This window comes from Staphylococcus sp. GDY8P47P (assembly GCF_016892225.1).
Taxonomy (GTDB): Bacteria; Bacillota; Bacilli; order Staphylococcales; family Staphylococcaceae; genus Staphylococcus; species Staphylococcus borealis.
The window spans coordinates 88,753-111,073 of the sequence record NZ_JAFENV010000016.1 but is presented as its reverse complement, the minus strand read 5'-3'; the positions used below and the strand labels follow the sequence as shown (position 1 = coordinate 111,073).

The window sequence follows — 22,321 nt, the reverse complement described above, 5'->3', positions numbered from 1 at the left end:
ACAAGCCTACATGATTCGGAACAATAACGCATTAGTTCCAATATGTAGGCTTGTTTATTGATTTATATTAATTTACAACATAGTCGCTTTCAACATATCAACGACACCACTAGAGGCATCAGGGAAGGCAAAGATCAATTGATTTAAATCTTGTGCTGTCATACGTTGATTATTGATAAATACGAGTAAGTTTACTAAATCAGCTGTGTCAATACCATAAATTTCTGCGCCGACCAATCGTTTATTTTCATCTAACACAAATAGCCTCCACACCATGCGAGGTGGGAGGCTGTATGTTAATGTATATTCAATTTAGCTTAATGGTGGTGATTCATTATTTATCTAAAAAGCCATTTGGATAAACCATCACTTTCAAGGCATCGCCTTTACTTGTACGTGTTAATTCCATCGCTTCTTTTGTATCGGCAAGTTCAAATTGATGTGTGAATAGTGAATCGATGTCAGCGTCTGTTGTACTTAAGATTCGGATACCTTGTGGGTACGTATTCGCATATCTAAACACACCTACAATATTGATTTCATGGTTCGCGATAAATGGCACGTTAATTTCGTTCATATCTTCTTGAGGTAAGCCAACAATTGCTAAAGTGCCACCATCTTTTAATGAATTTAACGCACTTCTTAAGGCAATCGGATTACCTGCAGTTTCAATGGCATAGTTCACGCCTTGCCCGTCTGTTAAGGCTTTAATACGTTCAACAACATCTTCATTTTTAATATTAATTGTCGTTGTTGCACCTAAACGTTTAGCCGCTTCTAAACGATTATCTTCTAAATCTGAAACAATAATATTTGTTGCGCCATAAGCTTTAGCAGCGACAACTGCCATTAAACCAACGGGACCCATACCCATGATGACAACTGTTGAACCTGGTTTAATATCCGCACGTTTACATGCTTGTAACCCAACTGAAAATGGTTCAACCAATGTCGCTTGTTCATAAGTCACTGAGTCTGGTAGATGATAAAGGAAGTCTGCCGGATGGCTTACGTATTCACAGAATGCACCATCGTACGGTGGTGTTGCCATAAATTCCATATGTGGGCATAAGTTATAGCGTCCAGATTTACAATATTCACATTCACGACAAGGTTCACCTGGTTCGATAGCAACTCGATCACCAACTTTAAAGTCTGTGACATCTTCCCCAACTTGTGCGACCATACCTGCACATTCGTGCCCTAATACGATTGGTTTCTCAACAACGAATTCGCCTACACGACCGTGTGCATAATAATGGACGTCAGAACCACATACGCCTACCGCCATCATCTTAATTAGGACATCTTTAGGACCTACTTCAGGCATGTCTCTTTCAACAATTTCAATATCATAAGGTTCATGCATTAATGCAACATTCATTTTCTCCGGAATCGTCTCACTCATAAATAACATCCTCCTAAGTTTATGTATCTTATACTATTCTTTCACTGAAAATGGTGTATGTAAACGATTTCATAAATATTTGTAAAGTAATTTTAAACTAAAATGATGAATTCACAATAATTTTTTCGATAAAAAAATCGCTTCCCATAAATGAGAAGCGAGCAATCTTTACTACAAATTACCGATTGATAAATATTTTGTTTCTAAGTAAGGTTCAATACCTTCTGTGCCACCTTCTCGGCCATAACCACTTTCTTTCATACCTCCGAACGGTGCATGGGCTGCTGATGGTCCACCGTCATTCCAACCGATCACGCCATAATCAAGTGAATGATATAAGTGGAAGCCTGTGCGATAATCATTTGTAAAGAAATAAGCAGCTAAGCCAAATTGTGTATCATTCGCCATTTGAATGGCATCTTCTAGATCTGAGTATGTTGCAATCGGTACGATAGGACCAAATGTTTCCTCTTGCATGGCTAACATCTCTTGGTTCGCATTTGAAACGACGACAGGTTTTAAGAAATTGCCGCCCATTTCTTGTGCTTCGTCTAATGAGCGTGATAATTTAGCGCCCTTAGATTCTGCATCTTTCAATTGATTAACCACTTTCTTCACGCCATCTTCGTTAATCAATGGCCCAATCGTAACGTCTTTATCCATACCATTTCCGACTTTCAGTTCATGAACTTTTTGCGTTAATTGCTTAACAAACGCATCTTCAACCGCTTCATGTACGTATACACGGTTTGCACAGATACATGTTTGACCTGCATTTCGGAATTTTGAAGCAATTGTTTGGTCTACCGCATAGTCAATATCGGCGTCTTCATGAACAATGAGTGGTGCCAGGCCACCCAGTTCCATTGTGACATTTTCAACGGATTCAGCCGCTTGCGCAATAAGTTTCTTACCTACATTAGTTGAGCCAGTAAACGTCACTTTCTGCATCACTGGATGTTTCGTGAACAATTCACCTGCATCTTTACCTGACATAATAACGTATTGAACGGCATCTTCTGGGATACCTGCTTCATGCGCTAATTCAATTAAGCGTATCGTTGTCAGTGGTGTTTGCGTGGCTGGTTTACAAACAATAGTACAACCCGCAGCCAATGCTGGTGCAATCTTACGTGTAATCATTGCCGCTGGGAAATTCCACGGTGTTATCGCACCAACTACACCTACTGGGAATTTCTTAATGATAATGTTTTTATTCGGTGTATTCGCAGGAATGGTACGTCCGTAAATACGTTTGGCTTCTTCGGCATACCAAGAAACGTATGAATTCGCGTAGTCTACTTCACCTTGTGCTTCTTTTAAAGGTTTACCGCCCTCTTTAGTAATGAGTTCTGCCAATTCTTCTTTATGTTCGTTAATCAAAGCGAACCATTTATATAATTTGTCTGCACGTTCATGTGCGTCTACCTCTCTCCAAGATTTAAACGCTTCATGTGCTTTCTCAATTTGTTGTTTCGCTGTTGCTTCGTCAGTGTAGTCTAATGTTTGAATCACTTCGTTTGTCGCTGGATTAAGCACTTCTAATGTTGCCATTTACATCCACCCCTTTAAGAAGATTTGATATAAGTATATACCCTTAAATTTTTAATAACTCATTTTAAGAATTGTTATTTTCAAATATTTTTAAAATCTGTCCATTTTGCTTTTCTTTCTCATTATCCATATACTTATCAAATATTCTAGGATCAAAACCAGCAATTTCATTTAAAAATAAAGGTTTCACCTTAAGCCTATCCAATAACTCATTAGGCGCTATCATCTCTTTTTTAAATAAAAAATCAATGAGGCTATTCATTTTTATAGGTTTAGCAATAATGAGTTTACTATCTAGTGGTTCTTCGTATTTGTAACCTTTTTTATTAATATTAGCCCATAAATATTTATATTGGCTACTAGTCAATATAAATATTTATAAGCTCTAATTGCTATAGTTTGAATTGAAACCAACCATTTTTCTTTAAGCGAAATCAAATAATCAGGGTTGGATTTTTTTAATACTTTTTTAAAGTAAAAACTGAAATAAACGCTTAAATTTAAAGTGGTATTCGCTCTAAATTATCTTTTAAACGCATATATTAAATCAAAATAATTTTGATAATCCTTTTCGCTTATCTTCATTACTTGATAAAATATGGTAAATGCATTTGTAACTAAAAAGAATCGTAAGGAGTTTGTTATGAATAAAAAGGTATTTGTCATTGGTTCAGGGTTAAGTGGGTTAGTTGCTGCGACAGAATTATTAAAGAAAGGCTATCATGTCACAATGTTAGACCAGGAACCACGTCAAGCGATAGGTGGACAAGCTTACTGGTCATTTGGCGGGTTGTTTCTTGTAAATTCTAAGATTCAACAACGTCTAGGGGTTAAAGATTCGTATGAACTTGCCCTGAATGATTGGTTTGGCTCTGCTCAATTTGACCGCCCGGAGGATGAAGATTATTGGGCGAAACAATGGGCTGAAGCTTACGTGCGCTTTGCGACTTTTGAAAAGGAAAATTATTTAAAATCGATGGGCGTACGCCTAACACCTATCTTAGGTTGGGCTGAACGTGGCGGTACGTCTGCTTCAGGTCATGGTAATTCTGTGCCACGTTTCCATATCACATGGGGGACAGGTCCTGGATTAGTTGAGCCGTTTAGTCGTTACGTCCTTGAAAAAGAACAAGAAGGTCAATTTGAATTTCTCGCACGTCATCAAGTAACAGATATTGGTATCAAACATAATCAAGTGACACACATTGCTGGAAATATTTTAGAACCAAGTGATGTGGCACGCGGTGAGAAATCATCCCGTACCGTGATAGATACATTCCATTTCGAAGTGGATGCGCTGTTAATTACTTCAGGTGGTATTGGTGCCAACATGCCACTTATTCGTAAATACTGGCCTAAACGTTTAGGTAATCCACCAAAAACTATGATTCAAGGGGTACCTGATTCAACGGATGGACGGTTAATTCAAATTACTGAAGATGCAGGTGCAAACATCGTGAATAAAGATCGTATGTGGCACTACACTGAAGGTATTCAGAATCATAGCCCAATTTGGTCGAACCACGGCATTCGTATTATTCCAGGTCCATCTTCTATGTGGTTTGACGCTACTGGCAAACGTATGCCTGCGCCTGATTATCCTGGTTTCGACACCTTACATACATTAGAAACTATCATGAACACAGGTTATGACTATTCGTGGTTCATCTTAACAGAAGACATTATTAAGAAAGAATTCGTCCTTTCAGGCTCTGAACAGAACCCTGATTTAACGGACAAAGATATCAAGTTGCTACTTCAAGAACGCTTAGGTCGTAAAGCAACCTCTCCAGTAGAAGCCTTTATGAATAATGGCCCGGACTTTGTTATTGCTGATGATTTGGGTACGCTTGTTCGAAAAATGAACGACTTAGTTGGTAGTACGTTACTTGATTATGAAGCGATTAAGCAAGAAATCAAAGCACGCGACTTACAAATTGATAATCCGTTTACGAAAGATCCACAAGTCGCCTTCATCAATAATGCACGCCAGTTCTTAGGCGATAAATTAATACGTACGGCCAAACCTCATAAAATGTTAAGTGGGCAGAATGGACGTTTGATTGCCGTCAAATTAAATATCATTAGTCGTAAAACACTTGGTGGCATTCAAACAAATTTAGAAGGCCAAGCACTTAATTCAAAGATGCAACCGATTCAAGGACTATACGCCGCTGGAGAAGCATCTGGTTTTGGTGGTGGCGGTGTTCATGGATATCGTGCATTAGAAGGTACTTTCCTAGGTGGTTGTATCTTTAGTGGTATTCGTGCAGCTGAAGGCATCCACCATCATATACAGTAAATTTCATAAATATACACTTCCGAAATAAAGTATTTTCAAAATGTATATCCCACCACTTTTTATGCATTTTGTTGTAAAATTATATCAAATATTATTTTTTTCAAGTAATAGTTATCAATTTTACAATTTTTGCAAAAGAAGGTGATGGTATGCCTCGCGATAGCTTGAAATCTTTGAAAAATAAAACTGTAACCGTCATAGGTCGAATTGAACATATTACTATAACACCTAAAGTAAAAATTCCAAACAAGCCTATTTTCTCGAAAATTTTATTAACTGATGTGAACATCGGCGGTCAATATTTCGATCATGTTTGGGTTTATGCAGCGAAGCGATATTATCACGACCAAGATCCATTTTTACATCAAGTTGTTAAATTTAAATCGAAAGTAACGCCTTATGTTAAACATGGCCAACACGGCTATGTCGAAGACTATGGTATTGATTATGTCAAAAGCTTAAGCATACTGCCTAATACGTCAATTGAAGAATATGACGAAAGATATTATGATGATGATATTACTGTAGACTTTTTCTTAACGAATTAAAAGCACATTGCAAAGCTTGATTAACTATCAAGTGCAATGTGCTTTTGTTATGTTATTTCACTTTTAATCCGCGGTAACGGTTTAACGTTCCAATAAATTCTTGTTTACGTGGTAGCGCTAGATTACCCGGATGACCATCGAAGTTAGATACCGCTTCGATGCCATGCTTTTCAATCACCTCATACATTTGGTTCGTCGCCTCAATAAGACTTAAATGATGATCTATCAGTTGATGTCTAAAGTAATTAATCATAACCGGCAATGCATTGGTTTGACTATCGTCGAGCAGTTGTTCTAAACCAGTTAAATCAATTGCTTCCTTGCCGTACATGACTGTGTGTAGTCCTTTCGCTTTCAATCGATCATCTTTTCCCTTTTTAGAGAAAGAAGTGGCTAACGGCACCCGAGATGGAATCTCACCAAATGACGTTTCTACTTGTGTGTCGCGTTGATAGCCGTCTGATTGTGCAATGGCTTTCGCTTCATCCGTCACATCCTTCAAATGATACTCATCCATCATTAATACTTGATCAGCTACGTCAAAGTAATCACCAGAGCCACCGACAATCAAAATGGTTGAAACGTGATGTGTTTCAAAGAGTGGTCTCACTTTATTTGAAAATGGTGTAATGGGCTCTTTATCAGGCGCAATCAATTTCTGCATGCGCCCATCACGTATCATAAAGTTCGTTGCTGATGTGTCTTCATCTATAAGTAACGTTGACGTTTGCGTTTCCAATGCTTCCATCACATTTGCCGCTTGAGAGGTACTGCCACTCGCATTCTCAGTTGAAAAATGCGTCGTGTCCTTCTTACCAGGCAAATTATCTATAAACGGACTAATGTTAACGTTGTGAATACCACGTCCATCCTCAGCACGTATCTTCATAGCATCATGACGTGTAATTACAAATTCACGTCCATCATTAGGAATATGATCATAAACACTACGTTCAAGTGCTTCTAATAAGGTCGATTTACCATGATAACCGCCACCAACAATCAATGTGATGCCTTCAGGAATAGCCATCCCTGTGACTGCCCGACCACTTGGTAAGTTAAACGTCGTTTCAAGCGTTGTTGGACTCGTAAATCGAATCGCACCTTTCATTGGTTCATCAGACACACCACTTTTTCTTGGTAAAATAGCATTATTCGCAACGAAAGCAACTAGATGTTGTTGTTCAAGTTGTTCTCTAATATACGTTTGGTCGAGTTTTACTGTCACTTGATGTTGAAGTGCTTGCTGATCAATATTTTGATACATCATGGCTTGATTTACAATCTTTGGTAAACCGTTTATCAGTGTATGCGCTGCAGCTTTTCCAAGAATCTTACGTCCTGCAGCTGGCATACCAACTTCAATGCGCACTTCAATGGTTTTGTCATTGATTACAACCGACGTGCGTTCTAGCATTTCTTGGCCACAATGATCGATAAAGATTTTTCCATTTTTCCCAGAACCTTTTACAGTGCGATTAAACGTTGCGACTTGATAGGCAAACGCTCGGGTTAAGAAGTCCGATACTGCAAGCCGTTTGTCTTTCGTATCTAGTAAATGATCCGGAATTTGAGCAACATCTCGTTGGATCATAAGTCGCATTTTTGAAGGTGGCGCAAAAGGGTCTACCTGTACATGATCAATAGCTAAACGAAATTGATTAAAGACATATGTTCCTTTAATTCTTTTATACGCGCCGTATTTTTGTCCATCTAAAGATTTCAATGTCTTATCGAGATCTGTCGAGCGTTTCATCATTATTCCTCCGTTCAATAAGTCTATATGTACTGTTTACCCGACCTAACCGGCAAGCATAACGTCATTCTAGAAATTCCTGATCTGCTTATAAAAAAATACACCTCATACAGATAGATTTTCACCTACTGTTGAGATGTATATTGTAACTATTTATCTTTGTCAATCATTAAATATGATTATAATGCTGTGTAACCACCGTCAATTGTAAATACGCTACCTTGTGCGAATGATGACGCATCTGATGCAAGGTATACAACAATTCCTCCTAGCTCTTCTGGTTCACCTGGACGACCCATTGGTGTTGCTCCCATCCAATAGTCAATCATTTCGCCACCAGTATTAAACATTGGTTCAGTTAATGCCGTTTTCATGTATCCTGGCGCAATTGTGTTTACTTTGATGCCATATTTAGACCATTCCATTGCTAAACTTTTCGTTAACATGATAACGCCTGCTTTAGATGCATTATAAGATGCTTGTTCTTGAGGTTTATTGGCAATTAAGCCTGACATAGATGAGGTATTAATGATTGAACCATAGCCTTGTTTGATCATTTGACGTCCTACTGCTTGGGCTACTAAGAAGACACCATTTAAGTTTAAGTTAATTACTTTTAACCAATTTTCGTAAGACACATCTTCTGCTTTTTCATTAATTGTCATACCCGCATTGTTGACTAAGATATCTACTTTGCCATACTCATTTACGACGTCATCCACCATTTTATTAACGTCTTCTGGATTAGTTACGTCTACTTTTAATGCTGTCGTTTTAACGCCTTCATTATCAGCAATTGCTTTCGCTGTTTCTTGTGCTAATTCTAATTTAATGTCTGCAATTACAATATCTGCGCCTGCTTGTGCCAATGCTTCTGCCATCGCTTTACCTAGACCCATGGCACCACCTGTTACGATTGCTACTTTACCGTTTACTTTAAATTGATCAATAATGTTTGTCATTTTTATCATCCTTTTTAATTTGATTGTGAACTAATTGTTGTTTTGACTTGTCTTCCAGGCTGTTGTACTTTCATAAAGAATGTAAGAACAAAGCCTAATACATAAATCACTGCATAAGCCCAAATAGTCACTTCTGCTGAAGCGAAGATGAGCATCACACTTGCAAGTCCATAACCCAGGAAATTACTTAATCCTGCGGCTAGGTTATGTACAGATACTGCTGCACCTTTATGTTCTGGGACTAACGTTGGGAATATAGCTGACATTGGGACGAACGCAGCAACTGCGAAACCAAACATAATCGCAATTAACGTTGTCACAATGATATTAGGCCCACTCCATGATGGGAAGTAATAAAACGCTAATGTGGATACGGCCATACCAATACAACCGAACCAACGGACTTGGCGTACCCAACCAATTTTATCACCCATAATACCCCAGAATAAGTTTGTGAATATGGTAATAATGTACATTAAGCCCCATACACGTAACCATTCTGACGTAGTGAAACCAAAATCTGCAGTGTAAACATGAGGTAAGAATACAACCAAGCCGAATAATGACAATTGGTTAATAATACGTACGACAAAGGCAACTGCTACATTCTTATTTTTAAGAATAGTAATCCCTCGACCAAATTCTCTTAACATTTCTTTCTTAGTCATATGTTGCGCTTCTACGTCTTTACCTTTTTTATCTTTAACTAAGAACATCGCGATTAATCCACCAATTAAGATGAAGACTAATGCTGACCATAAAGTGCCCATCTCACCAATCACTGGAATTGAAAAGCTTGGTAAATATGAACCTAATACACCTATACCAATTGAATACATTGCCCAGAACCAACCCATGGCTGACGCAAGCTTGTAACTTGGTGAAGAATATGTAATCCATACGACAAAGCTATAAATAAACATTGGATATGCTAAACCACGAATACCATACATGATCATCATCATGGCATAGTTCTGTTGTTCTAAACCAAGGACTAAGAATCCAACATGGAAGACCATCCAAATGATAAATGCGAATGTCATCACACGTCTTGGGCTAAAAATCTCAGCCATCACACCTGATAACCACGAAGCAATTGCTACCACTAAGCCATAAACGGTTAAGACATTACCAGCTTCTGAATTATCAAAGCCCAGGCTCATAATATATTTAGATAAAAACGCCTGTTCCATACCATCTCCGGTCATGAAGATTGCTACGGCAATGTAACCCCATATTAATACCATAGGCAATCCTAAAAATTGACGTTCTCGTTTTTCTATCTCGTTCGTCACTTTAATCCCACTTTCTACCTTTGTTTATTAGTTGTTATTTATATTCTGAATGAAATTGTTCATGCGCAAGACGTTCAAGTGGAATGCCTTGTTTAAAACGTTCTGTATACTGTTCAAATTGTGCAACTTCTTCTTCAGTTGGCGTAATAGTCATAGATTCTGTTCCTTTAAATGCGAAATCATTTAAATAAGTTGCTAAATTAGATGTCTCTGTTTCAATCATGTATCTTGCTAAGACAGCGATACCCCAAGCGCCACCTTCACTCGCAGTTTGCATGACACGCACTGGGCTGTCTAAAGCGGCCGCTAAGAAGGATTGCGCAACTTTTTCAGTCTTAAAGATGCCACCATGACCAAACATTGAATCAATATGAATATTTTCTTTTTCTTTTAGTAAATCAATACCAATTTTCAACGTACTAAATGCGCTATAAATATGCGTCTTCATTAAGTTAGCTAAATTAAAATTGCTATCTACTGATCGTACAAGCATTGGATAGCCATGTTGTACATCTGTAATAAATTCACCTGAAATATAACCAAATGACAATAACTTACCTAAATCATCATCGCCTTTTAAAGCACGTTCAAACAATTTGGTAAATAGTTCACCTTTATCATATTGAACGCCCATCGCTTCAAAGACTTCGCCAAATAGATCAACCCACGCGTTAATATCTGATGTACAGTTATTCGCATGAATCATTGCTACTTCATAACCATCTGGTGTTGTAACAATATCTACCTCTGGATAAACATCTTTAATTGGCTTTTCAAGAACAATCATTGAGAAGATACTTGTACCTGCCGAAATATTCCCTGTTCTTGGTGCTACACTATTCGTCGCTACCATTCCTGTGGCCGCATCTGCTTCAGGTGCACATAATGGACATCCAGCTTGTAACTCACCGTTCGGGTCTACTAATTTCGCACCCGTTTCCGTAAGACGTCCGGCATACGCTCCTGCTACAACCACTTTAGGTAAGAGATCTCTTATGTCTTGTGTGTAACCCTTTTCAGAAAATTTCTTATTAAAACGCTGAATAATATCTTCACGATAGTCTTGTGTTTCACTATCAATTGGGAACATGCCTGATGCATCTCCGATACCCAATACTTTCTCATCAGTTAAATACCAGTGTATGTATCCCGCAAGCGTCGTCATATAACGTACTTTCTCAACATGTGCTTCTTGATCTAATGCTGATTGATAAAGTTGCGCAATACTCCAACGTTCTGGAATATTGACTTGGAAATCTTCACGCAATTGTTCAGCTGCTTTATTAGCATTGTTATTACGCCAAGTTCTAAATGGCACGAGTAAATCATCATTGTCATCAAATGGTAAGTAGCCATGCATCATACCACTAATACCTAATGAAGCGAGTTGACGCACTGTCACATCATATTTGTCTTTAAGTTCTTGCGTCATTACACCATATGCACGTTGAATACCTACCCATGCGTCATTCATCGAATATGTCCAATAACCGTTACGGTAACTGTTCTCCCATTCAAATGAACCTGTTGCGAGTGTTTGGCATTGATCATCAATCGCTATCGCTTTAATTCGTGTTGATCCGAATTCAATACCAACCGTTAAATGTCCTGCTTCAATAAATTGTTTAATCTCTGTATTATTCATCGTTTCACCTTACTTTTTGTTATGAAAACGTTATCATAGATTTATACTAGCATATGTATTTTTCATGAAACAAGAGAAAAGTAAGCGCTTTCTAAATTTTGTAAGTAAAAAAACACCTTTATCTTCTAATTACAATATTATAGATAAAGGTGCTACCTTAAATGGCGTATTCACTTATATTTATTTTAAGATGTGGTGTTCTATCATACAGTCAACAGATGCTAAGATGGCTTCTTCTTGTGTGTAGTTTGGTGTCCATCCTAGGATTGTTCGCGCTTGTTGGTTACTGACATTTCTATTCATTTCAAGTAATAACTTACCTTCTTGTGCTTCACTGTTAAATCTAGCGCCTAACTTAATCGCAAAATCCGGAATTGTCTTAGTTGAAATTTTGTCTGCTAGTTTAGGGCGTTCTTGTTTAATTAATTGTGCAATTTCGGGCATAGTAATTTGTCCATCTGCAGTAGCAATAAAACGTTTGCCATTGGCTTCAGGTGTCTTCATTGCTAAAACATGCATTAATGCCACATCTCTGACATCGACAATATTCATTGGGATATTAGGGATACGTTTCATTTTGCCACTGGCGATATTCTCTACAAATTGGAAGCTCAATGACATATGTTGATTCAACGAAGGACCAAGTATTGCAACGGGATTGATTGTCGCAAATTCAATATGATTTTCAGTCGCTTTAACAAAGTCCCATGCTGCGCGTTCTGCAATCAATTTAGATTTTTCATACACAGAAAGTCCTTTTTCATTAGGGTCAGTCCAATATGCTTCTGTTGTCACACTCGACTTATCTTTATTACTAAATCCAACTGCCCCAAAGTTTGCTGTCATAATGACACGTTTGACATCTGTCTTCTCAGCAGCTCTTAAAATACGTTGAATCCCTTCAACTGCTTGTTTATTAATGGCGTGTTCATCGGTCACACTTACACTCCCCATTATTACAGGCGAAGCGACACTCATGACATATGTACAATCTTCCATAGCTTCTTCCCAGTTATCATCTTTAGATAAATCCGCTTCAACAAACGCTAGGTTTTGCGTGTCAATTTGTTGTGCTTTCAATGCTTCAAGTACCGTTTCTTTCTTAGACAATGAACGAATTGTTGCACGTACGCCATAATCTTGTTTTAACAACGCCGCGACTATACGCAAACCTAAGAAGCCTGTACCTCCAGTTACTAAAACTTGTTCCTTCATGAAACTTCCTCCCCTATCTATCTCTTAGTAAGTTCAGATTATAACAGTTTTATCCTTGTAGTATGCTTATTAACACTTACTTTTGATAAAGTTCATTCTTAGGTTGTAGAGACTTCTTCATATAATTATTTTTGAACACGTTATGCTTGTGACACACCTTGGTCTGATAAAGCAATCTTGATATGTTCTAGATGATGACGCTCATGCCATGATAATTTTGCCAATAATTCTGAAACTGGTACTTGGCTACCATCTGAAAGCTTAATTGAACGTTTTAAATCATCTTCTGTAACATGATTCCCCATTTTAACAATGCGTTGATTGAGCCCATCTAAAATATTCATTGATACTTGGATAGGTAAATTTGAATCTGGTAGTTCGGCCCAACGTTCTTGATCAAACATATATGCTGTTATCTGTGTCTCAGTAAGCGCCATTTTTAATCTTTCATATAAATTAATTTGAGAGTCTGCGATATGATGTACTAATTGTCTGACTGTCCAACTGCCTTCTCGATAACGACGTGCTAATTGCGTATCAGTTAGCGAATTGACCGTTGCACTAAGATGGTCAATATACACTTCTATGTCACTCATCCATTCCTTCACATCGACTAATGTCGGGTTACTAGGTGCTTCAAATTCTCCTATTGGAAATCTTACGTCCATGATAAATCCCCCTTAGTTATCTTTAGTTATACCTTCTACTTACCCTTATTAAGACGTAATAAAAAGAAGCGACCACAGAAATTAATGTTATCGATTAATTTCTGTAGCCGCTATCTTATATCAATTCAAAATATATGATTTTCTCACACGCTTATGCTAGTAATAACGGGCTTGAGAAAATAACTAAAAATACAATATTTAAAATCAACATTGTAATATTAATGGCTTTGTTGCCTTTTAAGATGCCTAAAACACTCGCAATAATAGCTAATAACATGACGAACAATCCTGGAAGAAACCAGAACATGCTAGTAAACATAATTGAAACTACTAATAGAAATGATAATAAGCATAAAATACCTGAAACTAAGTTAATGTTATGTAAATTCATAAGTTGCTCCTTTCAATCGGTGTTACACAGTATTATATACTAAAATTTATTTGAATTGAGCAAAATTTTTATAACAAAATCGACACATCTTTGTCATATGTTGTTTACAACGTCTTATAGTCTTTTAAATAGTTAATAAATTCAAGCACGGTTGGATCATTTTGATGTTCTTGATGTGTGATGGCTACAAAGTCAACTGTATAATCGAAAGATCGTCCTAAAGGTAACGCTTTAATCCATTCATTGTTTAAAAAAGGCTCATTCTCAACCATAAAGCTTGATACAATACCGACACCTAGCCCTTCAGCAACGGTTCTCATTAAGACAATTGGATTATTTGTACGGAAGACAATCTTCAAATCTCCATTCGCTTCTTGAAATTTCTTTAAATGATGATGATAAAAGCTACGATCATATAAGACAAATGGGTACGCTTTAATATCCTCAAGATCCACGGTTTCTTTAAACGAAAGTTTCGATTTAGCTGGCACAATCAATTTAAAATTCGAACCAAAATAAAGTGGAAATTCAATAATATGATTTGATATTTCAGAATGATTGGTCTTACCTATCAGCCCTAAATCAATATCATGGTCTTCAATCATTCTTAATATATCTTCTTTGTCAGATTCAATGACTTCGATGTCTACATTGGGATGATCGTTTTTAAATTGAGAGAGTACTTTAGGAAGTAATTTATGGAACAAGGTTGGGTTCGTAGCAATTTTAATTCTACCTTCAAAATGTGTTTCAATACTATCAACTTCTGAAAGCAGCGCATGTTTGGCTTCAATAATATCTAATATCTTAGGAATGAGACGTTTACCGATTTCTGTAGGTACTGTCCCTTTTCTAGAACGATAAAATAATTTATAACCTAATTCTTCTTCTAAATGCGCTATAGATTGGCTCATCGCTGATTGACTAATGTGCATACGTTCACTGGCATGAATCATAGATTCCTGTTCATACACTGTTTTAACATAACTCAATTGTTCGAAATTCATATATCCCCCTTTATATCAGTTCTACTTATATTAAATTCATTTATTCTAATTATACATTAGTTTTTATTATTTATATAATAAACCATGCGCTTAAAAAACAATATAGAGTCTAAGTCACTCTAACTATTTTAGGAGGGACATAATGGAACATCGCTTATGGACAAAAGATTTTATCTTCGTTACATTAGTGAACTTCTTTATGTATTTAATACATTACATGCTTATCGTAACGATCACAGCGTTTACTATTGACGAATATCACGCATCTGAAAGCATTGGAGGCTTAGCTGCAGGTGTATTTATTATTGGTATGTTAGGTGGACGCTTAGGTTCGGGTCGTATCATTGATTACCTCCAACCGAAATCGATATTATTTTATAGTGTCATCGCTTCAGTGGCCGCAATTGCTTTATACTTCACTATTACGAATATATGGATTCTCATGTTAGTTCGTTTCATACATGGTATTGCTTTTGGATTCGCATCAACAGCAACTGGCACCATATCCTCAAGAATTATTCCTGAAGCACGTAAAGGTGAAGGTATCGGTTATTATGGATTAAGTGTGACATTAGCGTCAGCTTTAGGACCATTTTTCGGATTAATTTTAAATCATCGTCTAGGTTTTTCTTCTATCTTTACGATTAGTTTAATCAGTATCGTAATTGCTTTAGTTTTCACTACTTTTGTTAAAAGGCTTCCAATCAATATCGCCTCAAACGAAGATGAAGCGAATGCTCAACCTAAAGGCATTCACGCTTATTTACAACGAGAAGCCTTACCGATTTCAATGGTTACAATGTTGGTTGGCATAGCTTATTCAAGTGTGTTATCTTTCTTATCCATTTATGCCGAGTTACTAAATTTAGTTACTGCAGCAAGTTATTTCTTTGTTGTATATGCCTTAGCTACATTTGTAACCCGACCTTTCACTGGCAAAATTTATGATCATTATGGTGAAAATAAAGTAATGTATCCAGTTATGATTAGTTTTGTAGTTGGTTTAGTTATATTGAGTATGACAACCTCATCATTATTTTTACTGATATCAGCAGCATTTATCGGCTTTGGTTATGGCACCATTATTCCCACTGCACAAGCCATTGCAATTCAACAATCTCCTAAGCACAAAATGGGGTTAGCAACATCAACCTATTTTATTTTCGTAGATTTCGGTGCCGGTATGGGACCATTTATACTTGGACTAATCATTCCATTTATGGGATATCGCAACTTATATTTAGCCATGGCTTTACTATTAGCCGTCGCAATTATTGTGTATTATATCGTTCATGGTAAACATCATAAACATCCATTCAATACAACAGTAGACAACTAATTGATCATATGAAACAAGCGCGTTTCTTTAATGTCAGGAACGCGCTTATCTATTGATATATCAATGTTTATTAGACGCACCGAAATCTAACTTCAGACAAACGTCAGTCTTACCTCATTTTATTTTCACACTGTTTATATGTAGATTTAAAGACACATTTTAATATCCAATTATAAGTGCCACCGACATGGCTACTGCACAAATAACCACCCAAAGCAGTATCAATTTCCATACAAATTTTATCCATTGTGTATAGGTAATGCGTCCAACAGCTAACGCTCCCATTAAGATTGCTGACGTTGGGAATAAAATATTGCTTATTGAATCTCCATATTGGAAAGCAAGGACAGTTAACTGACGATTAATATGAAGCAAATCAGATATTGGTACCATTAAGGGCATGGTTGTTAATGCTTGTCCTGATCCAGATGGTATAAAGAAATTAAGTAAAAATTGTAATATAAACATCGCAATAATAACAAATGAAGCTGGTATATCTGACAATAGCATTGTCATACCATGAACAATCGTATCGATGATTTTGCCATTTTCCAAAATAACAACAATACCTTTGGCGAATCCAACAATCATTGCACCAAATAAAATATTTTCCATCCCTTCGATTAAAGCATCAAATGTGCCATTTAAACCGAGTCCACTTACTAAACCAGCAATAATACCTGCGAGTAAGAAATTGGCACTCATGTCATTAAATGTCCAATCAAATACAAATATTCCAAATACATTAAATAAAATTGTAGCAACGATAATCAATAAGCTTGCTGCTTGTCGTTTACTAAAATGTTGGTAAGTAACTTCTTGTACTGTATGGCCTTCTTCTTTTTCGAGCTCATACACAATACTCTTAGATTTATCTTTCTTCACTTTATGAGCGTATAACATCACTGTTGAAATGGCAGCGGTTAAGATAAATAAATAGATCATCGTACGCAAGCCCCAGCCTGAGAACATGGGTAATTCAGCGACAGTTTGAGCTACCCCAACTGTGAATGGATTTAACATCCCTCCACTGAAACCACTCGCAGCGCCTAAAATCACCATAGCTGCACCTGTTAAAGCATCGTATCCTAATGTACGTGCGATGATGATTCCAATTGGTACAAAGATAATCGTTTCCTCTGCTAAACCAATTGTAAACCCTAATATAGAAAATACCGTCATCGTTAATGGAATCATAAGAAAGTTGGCCTTTCCTAGCGTTCTCATTGCTTTGTTAACACCATTTTCAAAAGCACCTGTCTTATGAATAATGCCAAAGGCGCCACCTACAAGGAATATGTAGAATACGATCTCTCCACCACTAATCAAACCTTCAGGAATGGCTCTGAATATTTCGAGAAAATTTACATTTGCCGATTCTACCGTATGGTATGTTCCTGAAACGACAAGCGTTTGGTCACCCTTCTTTTCACGTGCATACTCACCAGCAGGAATGATATATGTTAGCAACCAAGCTAGAAAAATGACAAACATTAATAATGCATATGTATGTGGCGTCTTAAACTTAAATATCTTCCGTTTCTTCTCTTCCATGACTCATCAACACCTTATATAGAATATGACTATCATTCACTCAATGATTATTTACATCATACCCTATTTACAATCAGATATACTATTACAATTTAAATTACATTTGTTATTGTTGTTATTTCATACGTATACTAACGGGCGTTGAAAATTGGTGAACTAAAAAAGTATCGGGCGTGACACAGCATTCTATTTGAATTCACTGCGCCACACCCGATACCTCTAACTACCAACCTTTTACTTTAATTGGCCATTATCATCGAAATCTGCTAATTTAGGATATTTAATTCTAGGAATTGCATCAATATGTTTTAATTTTTCAGCTAATTGTTCAAGATAGTCGTGTCTTACTGCTTCACTATGACTTACTTGATAAGCGATAAATGGTTCTAACGGTGTCATTCCAGAGAAATAAATCATGCCGTGATTAATATGGAATAGTACTTGTTCGTGTATATCTCCTGAGAAACCGTTGGCAGCATAACTGCCTTCGGGTGAACCCGTTGTCGTTGAAATCATTGCGATTTTATCAGTCAAGCGTGCTTTATCGTAACGGTCATATTCTCCACCGTAAATGCCACCAAAAATAAAGACTTTATCAAACCAACCTTTAAGAATCGCTGGAACACTAAACCACCATAATGGAAATTGGAAAATGACTAAGTCAGCCCATAATAATTTTTCAAATTCTCCCTTAATCACTGATGTCAGTTCATCGTTATCATAGGCATGTTTTTGCTCCACTGCATATTTGAAGAAGTCAGGATCTGTCAGATTTTCAAAATCCTCTTTTCGAGCTACTGGATCAAAGTTCATTGCATATAAATCGGAAACTTTAACTTCATGACCTTGTGCCTCTAATGTTTCTACAGCTTTATCTTTTAATGCGCCATTGAACGACTTTGGTTCAGGATGGGCGTATACAATTAATGCTTTCACACTCTCACCTCTATAGAATTGGTATAGTTATAGCTTTAAGATACTATGACACCATCATTTCACCAAAAATTATGCTCGTTTTAATGTCATTAACATGTTTTTTAACTAAGTTTTTAAAATGCATAAAAAAATGAGATAGACGGATCATAGACGACACATCCGTTATCTCACTTAAGTCACTAGTACTAGACGCTCAAAGCTCTTCTAATGACGATTTATGTATATTCAACTATGTATATATCTAAGCCTTATATTACAAGGAGGTTAGACTGCAAGGTGTATAAAAGTTAGTCATTAACTGTTTGAATGGTCGAATTATACTTTAACATTTTGGGATGGCGAGCAATCTAACTTCTCTTGAATATACTTTTAACATGTTATCAGATGATTTAAACTTGATGTCCATCTATTCTTAAAAGCTACGTATCAATGCCTAACTGTCATATTCATCTTGAAATATGATTGATGTGTTAAAAAATGAGTAATGTCAGAAACAGACCTAACAACGTCATAAAGAGTACAGGAATTGTAATAACGATGCCCGTTTTAAAGTAGACCCCCCATGATATTTTAACGTCTTTTTGAGCTAAAACGTGAAGCCATAACAAAGTGGCTAATGAACCTATAGGTGTTATCTTCGGACCTAAGTCAGAACCTATGACGTTAGCGTAAATCATACCTTCTTTAAGCATACCTGTTACTTGTGATTGATGTATGGCAATCGCATCAATTAAAACAGTCGGTAAGTTATTCATAATGGATGATAATATTGCAGATATGAAGCCTACCCCCATAATACTGGTAAATAAGCCATGCGTAGATATCGATGCGAATATATGCCCTAAGACAGTTGTGATGCCCACATTTTTAAGTCCGAAGACGACTAGATACATACCTAGTGAGAAAATCACGATATTCCATGGCGCACCTTTGATGACTTTTCCAGTAGAAACAACGTCTGATTGACGTGCCAAGAGTAAGAAAATAATGGCGACAAAGCCGGCTATTAGAGACACTGGTACGTGTATGAACTCGCTGACAAGATAACCTATTAGGAGTATTGCTAAAACAAGCCAAGACATACGGAATAATTTCTGATCTTTGATTGCAGTATTAGGACTTTGAACCTTTTGAATATCGACTGTCTTCGGAATAGACGTTCGGAAATACAGCCAAAGTACAATGATGCTTGCAATTAATGAAAATATATTGGGCATAAACATACGACTCAAATATTCTACAAAACCAATATTAAAATAATCCGCTGAAACGATGTTCACTAAGTTACTTACTGTAAATGGTAATGACGTTGTATCCGCGATAAAACCACTTGCGATAACAAAAGGAAAGATGACTTTCTTATTGAAGCCAAGATGACGTACCATAGCTAACACAATTGGCGTTAGAATCAGCGCAGCACCATCATTCGCAAAGAAAGCTGCAACAATCGCACCGAGAATCATGATGTACACAAACATTCTGAAACCGTCACCTTTAGATGCTCGAACCATATGTAAAGCAGCCCACTCAAAGAAACCTATTTCATCAAGAATCAATGAGATTAAAATGACCGCCACAAATGTTAACGTCGCATTCCAAACAATATGCATTACTTCTACAATATCTGACCAACCCACAACCCCAGTAATGAGTGCTAAAACTGCGCCTATAACGGCCGTTATTCCTATATCAAGTCCTTTGGGTTGCCAAATGACAAATACGAGCGTGATAACGAAAATAGTAATTGCTAGCGCTGTCATCATATACATTCACCATGGCACACGCACATGTTATAGTTCATTAAATTATATGTAGATGCTATTTGTTTCTCTATCATAACAACTAAAGCCTCCTATACCATTATTAAGCATATCACGAGCTACAACGTGAAACCTATGTGGCAAAGGTTATCTGAGTAATCCTATATTATTTTTATACTGATATAGCGTGATTGATCTATCTTTGTTAATTACATCATATTATGAAATAATTGTGTAAGCGATTTAAATTTTTAAGGAGTTTAGTTATGAATATTTATCAGACTTATGCGTTATTGGTGATTGGCATCATCATTCTGGGGTTAATTGTGAATATTGCTCTGAACGTTTCAGATAAGCGAAAGTTAATTCATCATATACATACACTTTGGCGTAATAAGAAGCCAATTGAGAACTTTATACGTCCAAATGCTCGTTTAGATTATCAATTTGAGCTCAAGCGTGATCAACACGATAATCTTATTGACGATAAAACATGGTCAGATTTAAATATGGAGGAAATCTTCCATCGCAGTAACTTTAACTTCACAGCAATTGGAGAAATGCGTTGGTTCGCTACATTGCGCAATATGTTTAAAGTTAATGACCATCAACTCTTAGACTACTTTAATAACAATGAAACATTTAGAGTTAATGTATCTTATCATCTCGCTTCTATCGGAAAAGTGGTTTATCCTATCTTTCCAGATCAACTTAAACCGATTAAACGTAATAATTTATTTATGATATGTCCATTCTTACCATTGATTGGCATTATTATCATTCTATTTTCGCCATCAACTGGTGTACTTATAACTCTTTTCGCAGTGCTATTGAATATTATTTTATCTGGTAGTCTTAAACGCACATATGATCAAGATTTGAAGTCACTATTCTACACAGCGAAAGTACTTAAAGAAGGCTATCATCTTGACCAAATTGAAGGCACACCTAAAGTTAAGACGAACTTTAATCACTTTAAAGGTGCGCGTCTATTTAGCGGTCTACTTGGCGAAGTGGGCGATCAAGATATTGGCGGCGCATTCATCATGTTAATCAAGATGGCATTTATGGTTGACTACTTCCTCTTCCATATCATCCAGCATACGTATTATCGGTATCAAGACGAAGTACTCGCCTGCTATGACTATGTGAGTACCTTAGATAATCACTATTCATTAGCCATGTATCGACGCACGTTGGAGACATATTGTGAGCCGACTGTCTGGTCAGAAACCACGCACGTATCATTCGCAAACTTAGTTCATCCTTTACTGGACAATGCCGTCCCAAACGACCTCGACATTAAACACAATATTCTACTAACCGGTTCAAATGCATCAGGGAAGTCAACATTTATGAAAGCTGTAGCTATTAACATTATCCTTGCACAAACGATTGAAACTGCGACAGCCGATACATTTAGCTATCGACCTGGCTTAGTTTATACTTCTATGGCAAATGCCGATGATGTGTTATCAGGCGATAGTTACTTTATGGCTGAACTCAAATCGATTCGTCGCTTATTTGACATAGAAACGACATTGCCCGTTTATTGTTTCATTGATGAAATCTTCAAAGGTACAAATACAACTGAGCGTATTGCGGCTTCAGAATCCGTATTATCGTATTTGAATCAATTGCACAATTACAGAATTGTAGCAGCAACACATGATATCGAACTTTCCGAATTGTTAAAAGACAATTATCATAACTATCACTTTAATGAAACGATTGAAAACAATGAAATTCATTTCGATTATAAGATTAAAACAGGTAAAGCCAATACGCGAAACGCTATTGAATTATTGCGTATTACCCACTTCCCTAACAGCATTTACAAACGTGCCAAAGACCAAGTTAAAGATTTGGATTAACATTGTTTCATGTAAAACATTATCGGCATATGTGGGGTGTTGAGCTTAAATTCTACTTTCATCACTCCACTACTTTGTTGTGATGTTAATTATTTAAGATGGATTTA

At 36.7% G+C, this 22,321-nt stretch carries 19 protein-coding genes; 4 read left to right on the top strand and 15 right to left on the bottom strand.

Translation table 11 applies throughout. The annotated features are described in order from the left end of the window. Window positions 1-72: 72 nt before the first annotated feature. The 4 genes from JVV30_RS06700 to JVV30_RS06685 form a co-directional block, all read right to left on the bottom strand. Window positions 73-273 (bottom strand): hypothetical protein, encoded by a 201-nt coding sequence (locus JVV30_RS06700; protein ID WP_343283852.1) that lies wholly within the window; start codon window positions 271-273, stop codon window positions 73-75. Window positions 274-334: 61 nt separating this feature from the next. After that, window positions 335-1,408 (bottom strand): NAD(P)-dependent alcohol dehydrogenase, encoded by a 1,074-nt coding sequence (locus tag JVV30_RS06695; protein ID WP_204193800.1) that lies wholly within the window; start codon window positions 1,406-1,408, stop codon window positions 335-337. Between the two features lie 171 nt (window positions 1,409-1,579). Further along, window positions 1,580-2,962: an NAD-dependent succinate-semialdehyde dehydrogenase gene (locus tag JVV30_RS06690; RefSeq protein WP_204193798.1), complete on the bottom strand. Its 1,383-nt coding sequence runs from the start codon at window positions 2,960-2,962 to the stop codon at window positions 1,580-1,582. Window positions 2,963-3,026: 64 nt separating this feature from the next. Then, entirely contained in the window at window positions 3,027-3,329 is a 303-nt protein-coding gene (locus tag JVV30_RS06685) for a hypothetical protein (RefSeq protein WP_204193796.1), read from the bottom strand. A 276-nt stretch (window positions 3,330-3,605) separates the two neighbouring features. On the opposite strand from JVV30_RS06685, the gene JVV30_RS06680 reads away from it, so the two are divergent. After that, window positions 3,606-5,264, top strand: coding sequence for an FAD-binding dehydrogenase (locus JVV30_RS06680; protein ID WP_204193794.1), 1,659 nt, complete (start codon window positions 3,606-3,608; stop codon window positions 5,262-5,264). Window positions 5,265-5,413: 149 nt separating this feature from the next. Then, a complete protein-coding gene (locus JVV30_RS06675; RefSeq protein WP_107629326.1) occupies window positions 5,414-5,812 on the top strand; it encodes a hypothetical protein in 399 nt (132 codons plus the stop codon). A 52-nt stretch (window positions 5,813-5,864) separates the two neighbouring features. Here the strand turns inward: JVV30_RS06675 and JVV30_RS06670 are convergent, their stop codons facing one another. The 8 genes from JVV30_RS06670 to JVV30_RS06635 all read right to left on the bottom strand — a co-directional run bounded on the left by JVV30_RS06670 (window position 5,865) and on the right by JVV30_RS06635 (window position 14,751). Beyond that, on the bottom strand, window positions 5,865-7,568 hold the full coding sequence (locus JVV30_RS06670) for an ABC-ATPase domain-containing protein (protein WP_204193888.1): 1,704 nt from the start codon (window positions 7,566-7,568) through the stop codon (window positions 5,865-5,867). A 179-nt stretch (window positions 7,569-7,747) separates the two neighbouring features. Then, window positions 7,748-8,530 carry a glucose 1-dehydrogenase gene (locus tag JVV30_RS06665; protein WP_204193792.1) on the bottom strand — a complete coding sequence of 261 codons (783 nt, stop codon included), beginning with the start codon at window positions 8,528-8,530 and terminating at the stop codon, window positions 7,748-7,750. A gap of 14 nt (window positions 8,531-8,544) precedes the next feature. Next, entirely contained in the window at window positions 8,545-9,825 is a 1,281-nt protein-coding gene (locus tag JVV30_RS06660) for an MFS transporter (protein WP_343283851.1), read from the bottom strand. Window positions 9,826-9,859: 34 nt separating this feature from the next. Continuing rightward, a complete protein-coding gene (locus JVV30_RS06655) occupies window positions 9,860-11,470 on the bottom strand; it encodes a xylulokinase (RefSeq protein ID WP_204193790.1) in 1,611 nt (536 codons plus the stop codon). 180 nt (window positions 11,471-11,650) lie between these two features. Continuing rightward, window positions 11,651-12,685 (bottom strand): SDR family NAD(P)-dependent oxidoreductase, encoded by a 1,035-nt coding sequence (locus JVV30_RS06650; protein ID WP_107629330.1) that lies wholly within the window; start codon window positions 12,683-12,685, stop codon window positions 11,651-11,653. A gap of 140 nt (window positions 12,686-12,825) precedes the next feature. Beyond that, window positions 12,826-13,353: a YfiT family bacillithiol transferase gene (locus JVV30_RS06645; RefSeq protein ID WP_204193788.1), complete on the bottom strand. Its 528-nt coding sequence runs from the start codon at window positions 13,351-13,353 to the stop codon at window positions 12,826-12,828. A gap of 151 nt (window positions 13,354-13,504) precedes the next feature. Then, complete coding sequence (locus JVV30_RS06640; RefSeq protein ID WP_107629332.1) at window positions 13,505-13,744, bottom strand: hypothetical protein; 240 nt, start codon at window positions 13,742-13,744, stop codon at window positions 13,505-13,507. Between the two features lie 104 nt (window positions 13,745-13,848). Then, window positions 13,849-14,751, bottom strand: coding sequence for a LysR family transcriptional regulator (locus JVV30_RS06635; protein ID WP_204193786.1), 903 nt, complete (start codon window positions 14,749-14,751; stop codon window positions 13,849-13,851). A gap of 142 nt (window positions 14,752-14,893) precedes the next feature. Between JVV30_RS06635 and JVV30_RS06630 the strand changes: the two genes are divergently transcribed. After that, complete coding sequence (locus JVV30_RS06630; protein WP_204193784.1) at window positions 14,894-16,090, top strand: MFS transporter; 1,197 nt, start codon at window positions 14,894-14,896, stop codon at window positions 16,088-16,090. A 159-nt stretch (window positions 16,091-16,249) separates the two neighbouring features. Here the strand turns inward: JVV30_RS06630 and JVV30_RS06625 are convergent, their stop codons facing one another. The 3 genes from JVV30_RS06625 to arsB form a co-directional block, all read right to left on the bottom strand. Next, complete coding sequence (locus JVV30_RS06625) at window positions 16,250-17,644, bottom strand: YfcC family protein (RefSeq protein WP_204193782.1); 1,395 nt, start codon at window positions 17,642-17,644, stop codon at window positions 16,250-16,252. A gap of 234 nt (window positions 17,645-17,878) precedes the next feature. Continuing rightward, window positions 17,879-18,580, bottom strand: a complete 702-nt coding sequence (locus JVV30_RS06620; RefSeq protein WP_107629336.1) for an NAD(P)H-dependent oxidoreductase — start codon at window positions 18,578-18,580, stop codon at window positions 17,879-17,881. A 470-nt stretch (window positions 18,581-19,050) separates the two neighbouring features. After that, window positions 19,051-20,340, bottom strand: a complete 1,290-nt coding sequence (arsB, locus tag JVV30_RS06615; RefSeq protein ID WP_204193884.1) for an arsenite efflux transporter membrane subunit ArsB — start codon at window positions 20,338-20,340, stop codon at window positions 19,051-19,053. 266 nt (window positions 20,341-20,606) lie between these two features. On the opposite strand from arsB, the gene JVV30_RS06610 reads away from it, so the two are divergent. Then, on the top strand, window positions 20,607-22,214 hold the full coding sequence (locus JVV30_RS06610) for a MutS-related protein (RefSeq protein ID WP_204193779.1): 1,608 nt from the start codon (window positions 20,607-20,609) through the stop codon (window positions 22,212-22,214). Window positions 22,215-22,321 lie beyond the last annotated feature (107 nt).

What these genes read in the sequence shown, in the direction of transcription:
- JVV30_RS06625 (WP_204193782.1), bottom strand. Translation starts at nt 17,644, where the DNA reads ATGGAAGAGAAGAAACGGAAGATATTTAAGTTTAAGACGCCACATACA.
- JVV30_RS06665 (WP_204193792.1), bottom strand. Translation starts at nt 8,530, where the DNA reads ATGACAAACATTATTGATCAATTTAAAGTAAACGGTAAAGTAGCAATC.
- JVV30_RS06635 (WP_204193786.1), bottom strand. Translation starts at nt 14,751, where the DNA reads ATGAATTTCGAACAATTGAGTTATGTTAAAACAGTGTATGAACAGGAA.
- JVV30_RS06630 (WP_204193784.1), top strand. Translation starts at nt 14,894, where the DNA reads ATGGAACATCGCTTATGGACAAAAGATTTTATCTTCGTTACATTAGTG.
- JVV30_RS06695 (WP_204193800.1), bottom strand. Translation starts at nt 1,408, where the DNA reads ATGAGTGAGACGATTCCGGAGAAAATGAATGTTGCATTAATGCATGAA.
- JVV30_RS06690 (WP_204193798.1), bottom strand. Translation starts at nt 2,962, where the DNA reads ATGGCAACATTAGAAGTGCTTAATCCAGCGACAAACGAAGTGATTCAA.
- JVV30_RS06610 (WP_204193779.1), top strand. Translation starts at nt 20,607, where the DNA reads ATGAATATTTATCAGACTTATGCGTTATTGGTGATTGGCATCATCATT.
- JVV30_RS06640 (WP_107629332.1), bottom strand. Translation starts at nt 13,744, where the DNA reads ATGAATTTACATAACATTAACTTAGTTTCAGGTATTTTATGCTTATTA.
- arsB (WP_204193884.1), bottom strand. Translation starts at nt 20,340, where the DNA reads ATGACAGCGCTAGCAATTACTATTTTCGTTATCACGCTCGTATTTGTC.
- JVV30_RS06675 (WP_107629326.1), top strand. Translation starts at nt 5,414, where the DNA reads ATGCCTCGCGATAGCTTGAAATCTTTGAAAAATAAAACTGTAACCGTC.
- JVV30_RS06680 (WP_204193794.1), top strand. Translation starts at nt 3,606, where the DNA reads ATGAATAAAAAGGTATTTGTCATTGGTTCAGGGTTAAGTGGGTTAGTT.
- JVV30_RS06645 (WP_204193788.1), bottom strand. Translation starts at nt 13,353, where the DNA reads ATGGACGTAAGATTTCCAATAGGAGAATTTGAAGCACCTAGTAACCCG.
- JVV30_RS06670 (WP_204193888.1), bottom strand. Translation starts at nt 7,568, where the DNA reads ATGAAACGCTCGACAGATCTCGATAAGACATTGAAATCTTTAGATGGA.
- JVV30_RS06655 (WP_204193790.1), bottom strand. Translation starts at nt 11,470, where the DNA reads ATGAATAATACAGAGATTAAACAATTTATTGAAGCAGGACATTTAACG.
- JVV30_RS06650 (WP_107629330.1), bottom strand. Translation starts at nt 12,685, where the DNA reads ATGAAGGAACAAGTTTTAGTAACTGGAGGTACAGGCTTCTTAGGTTTG.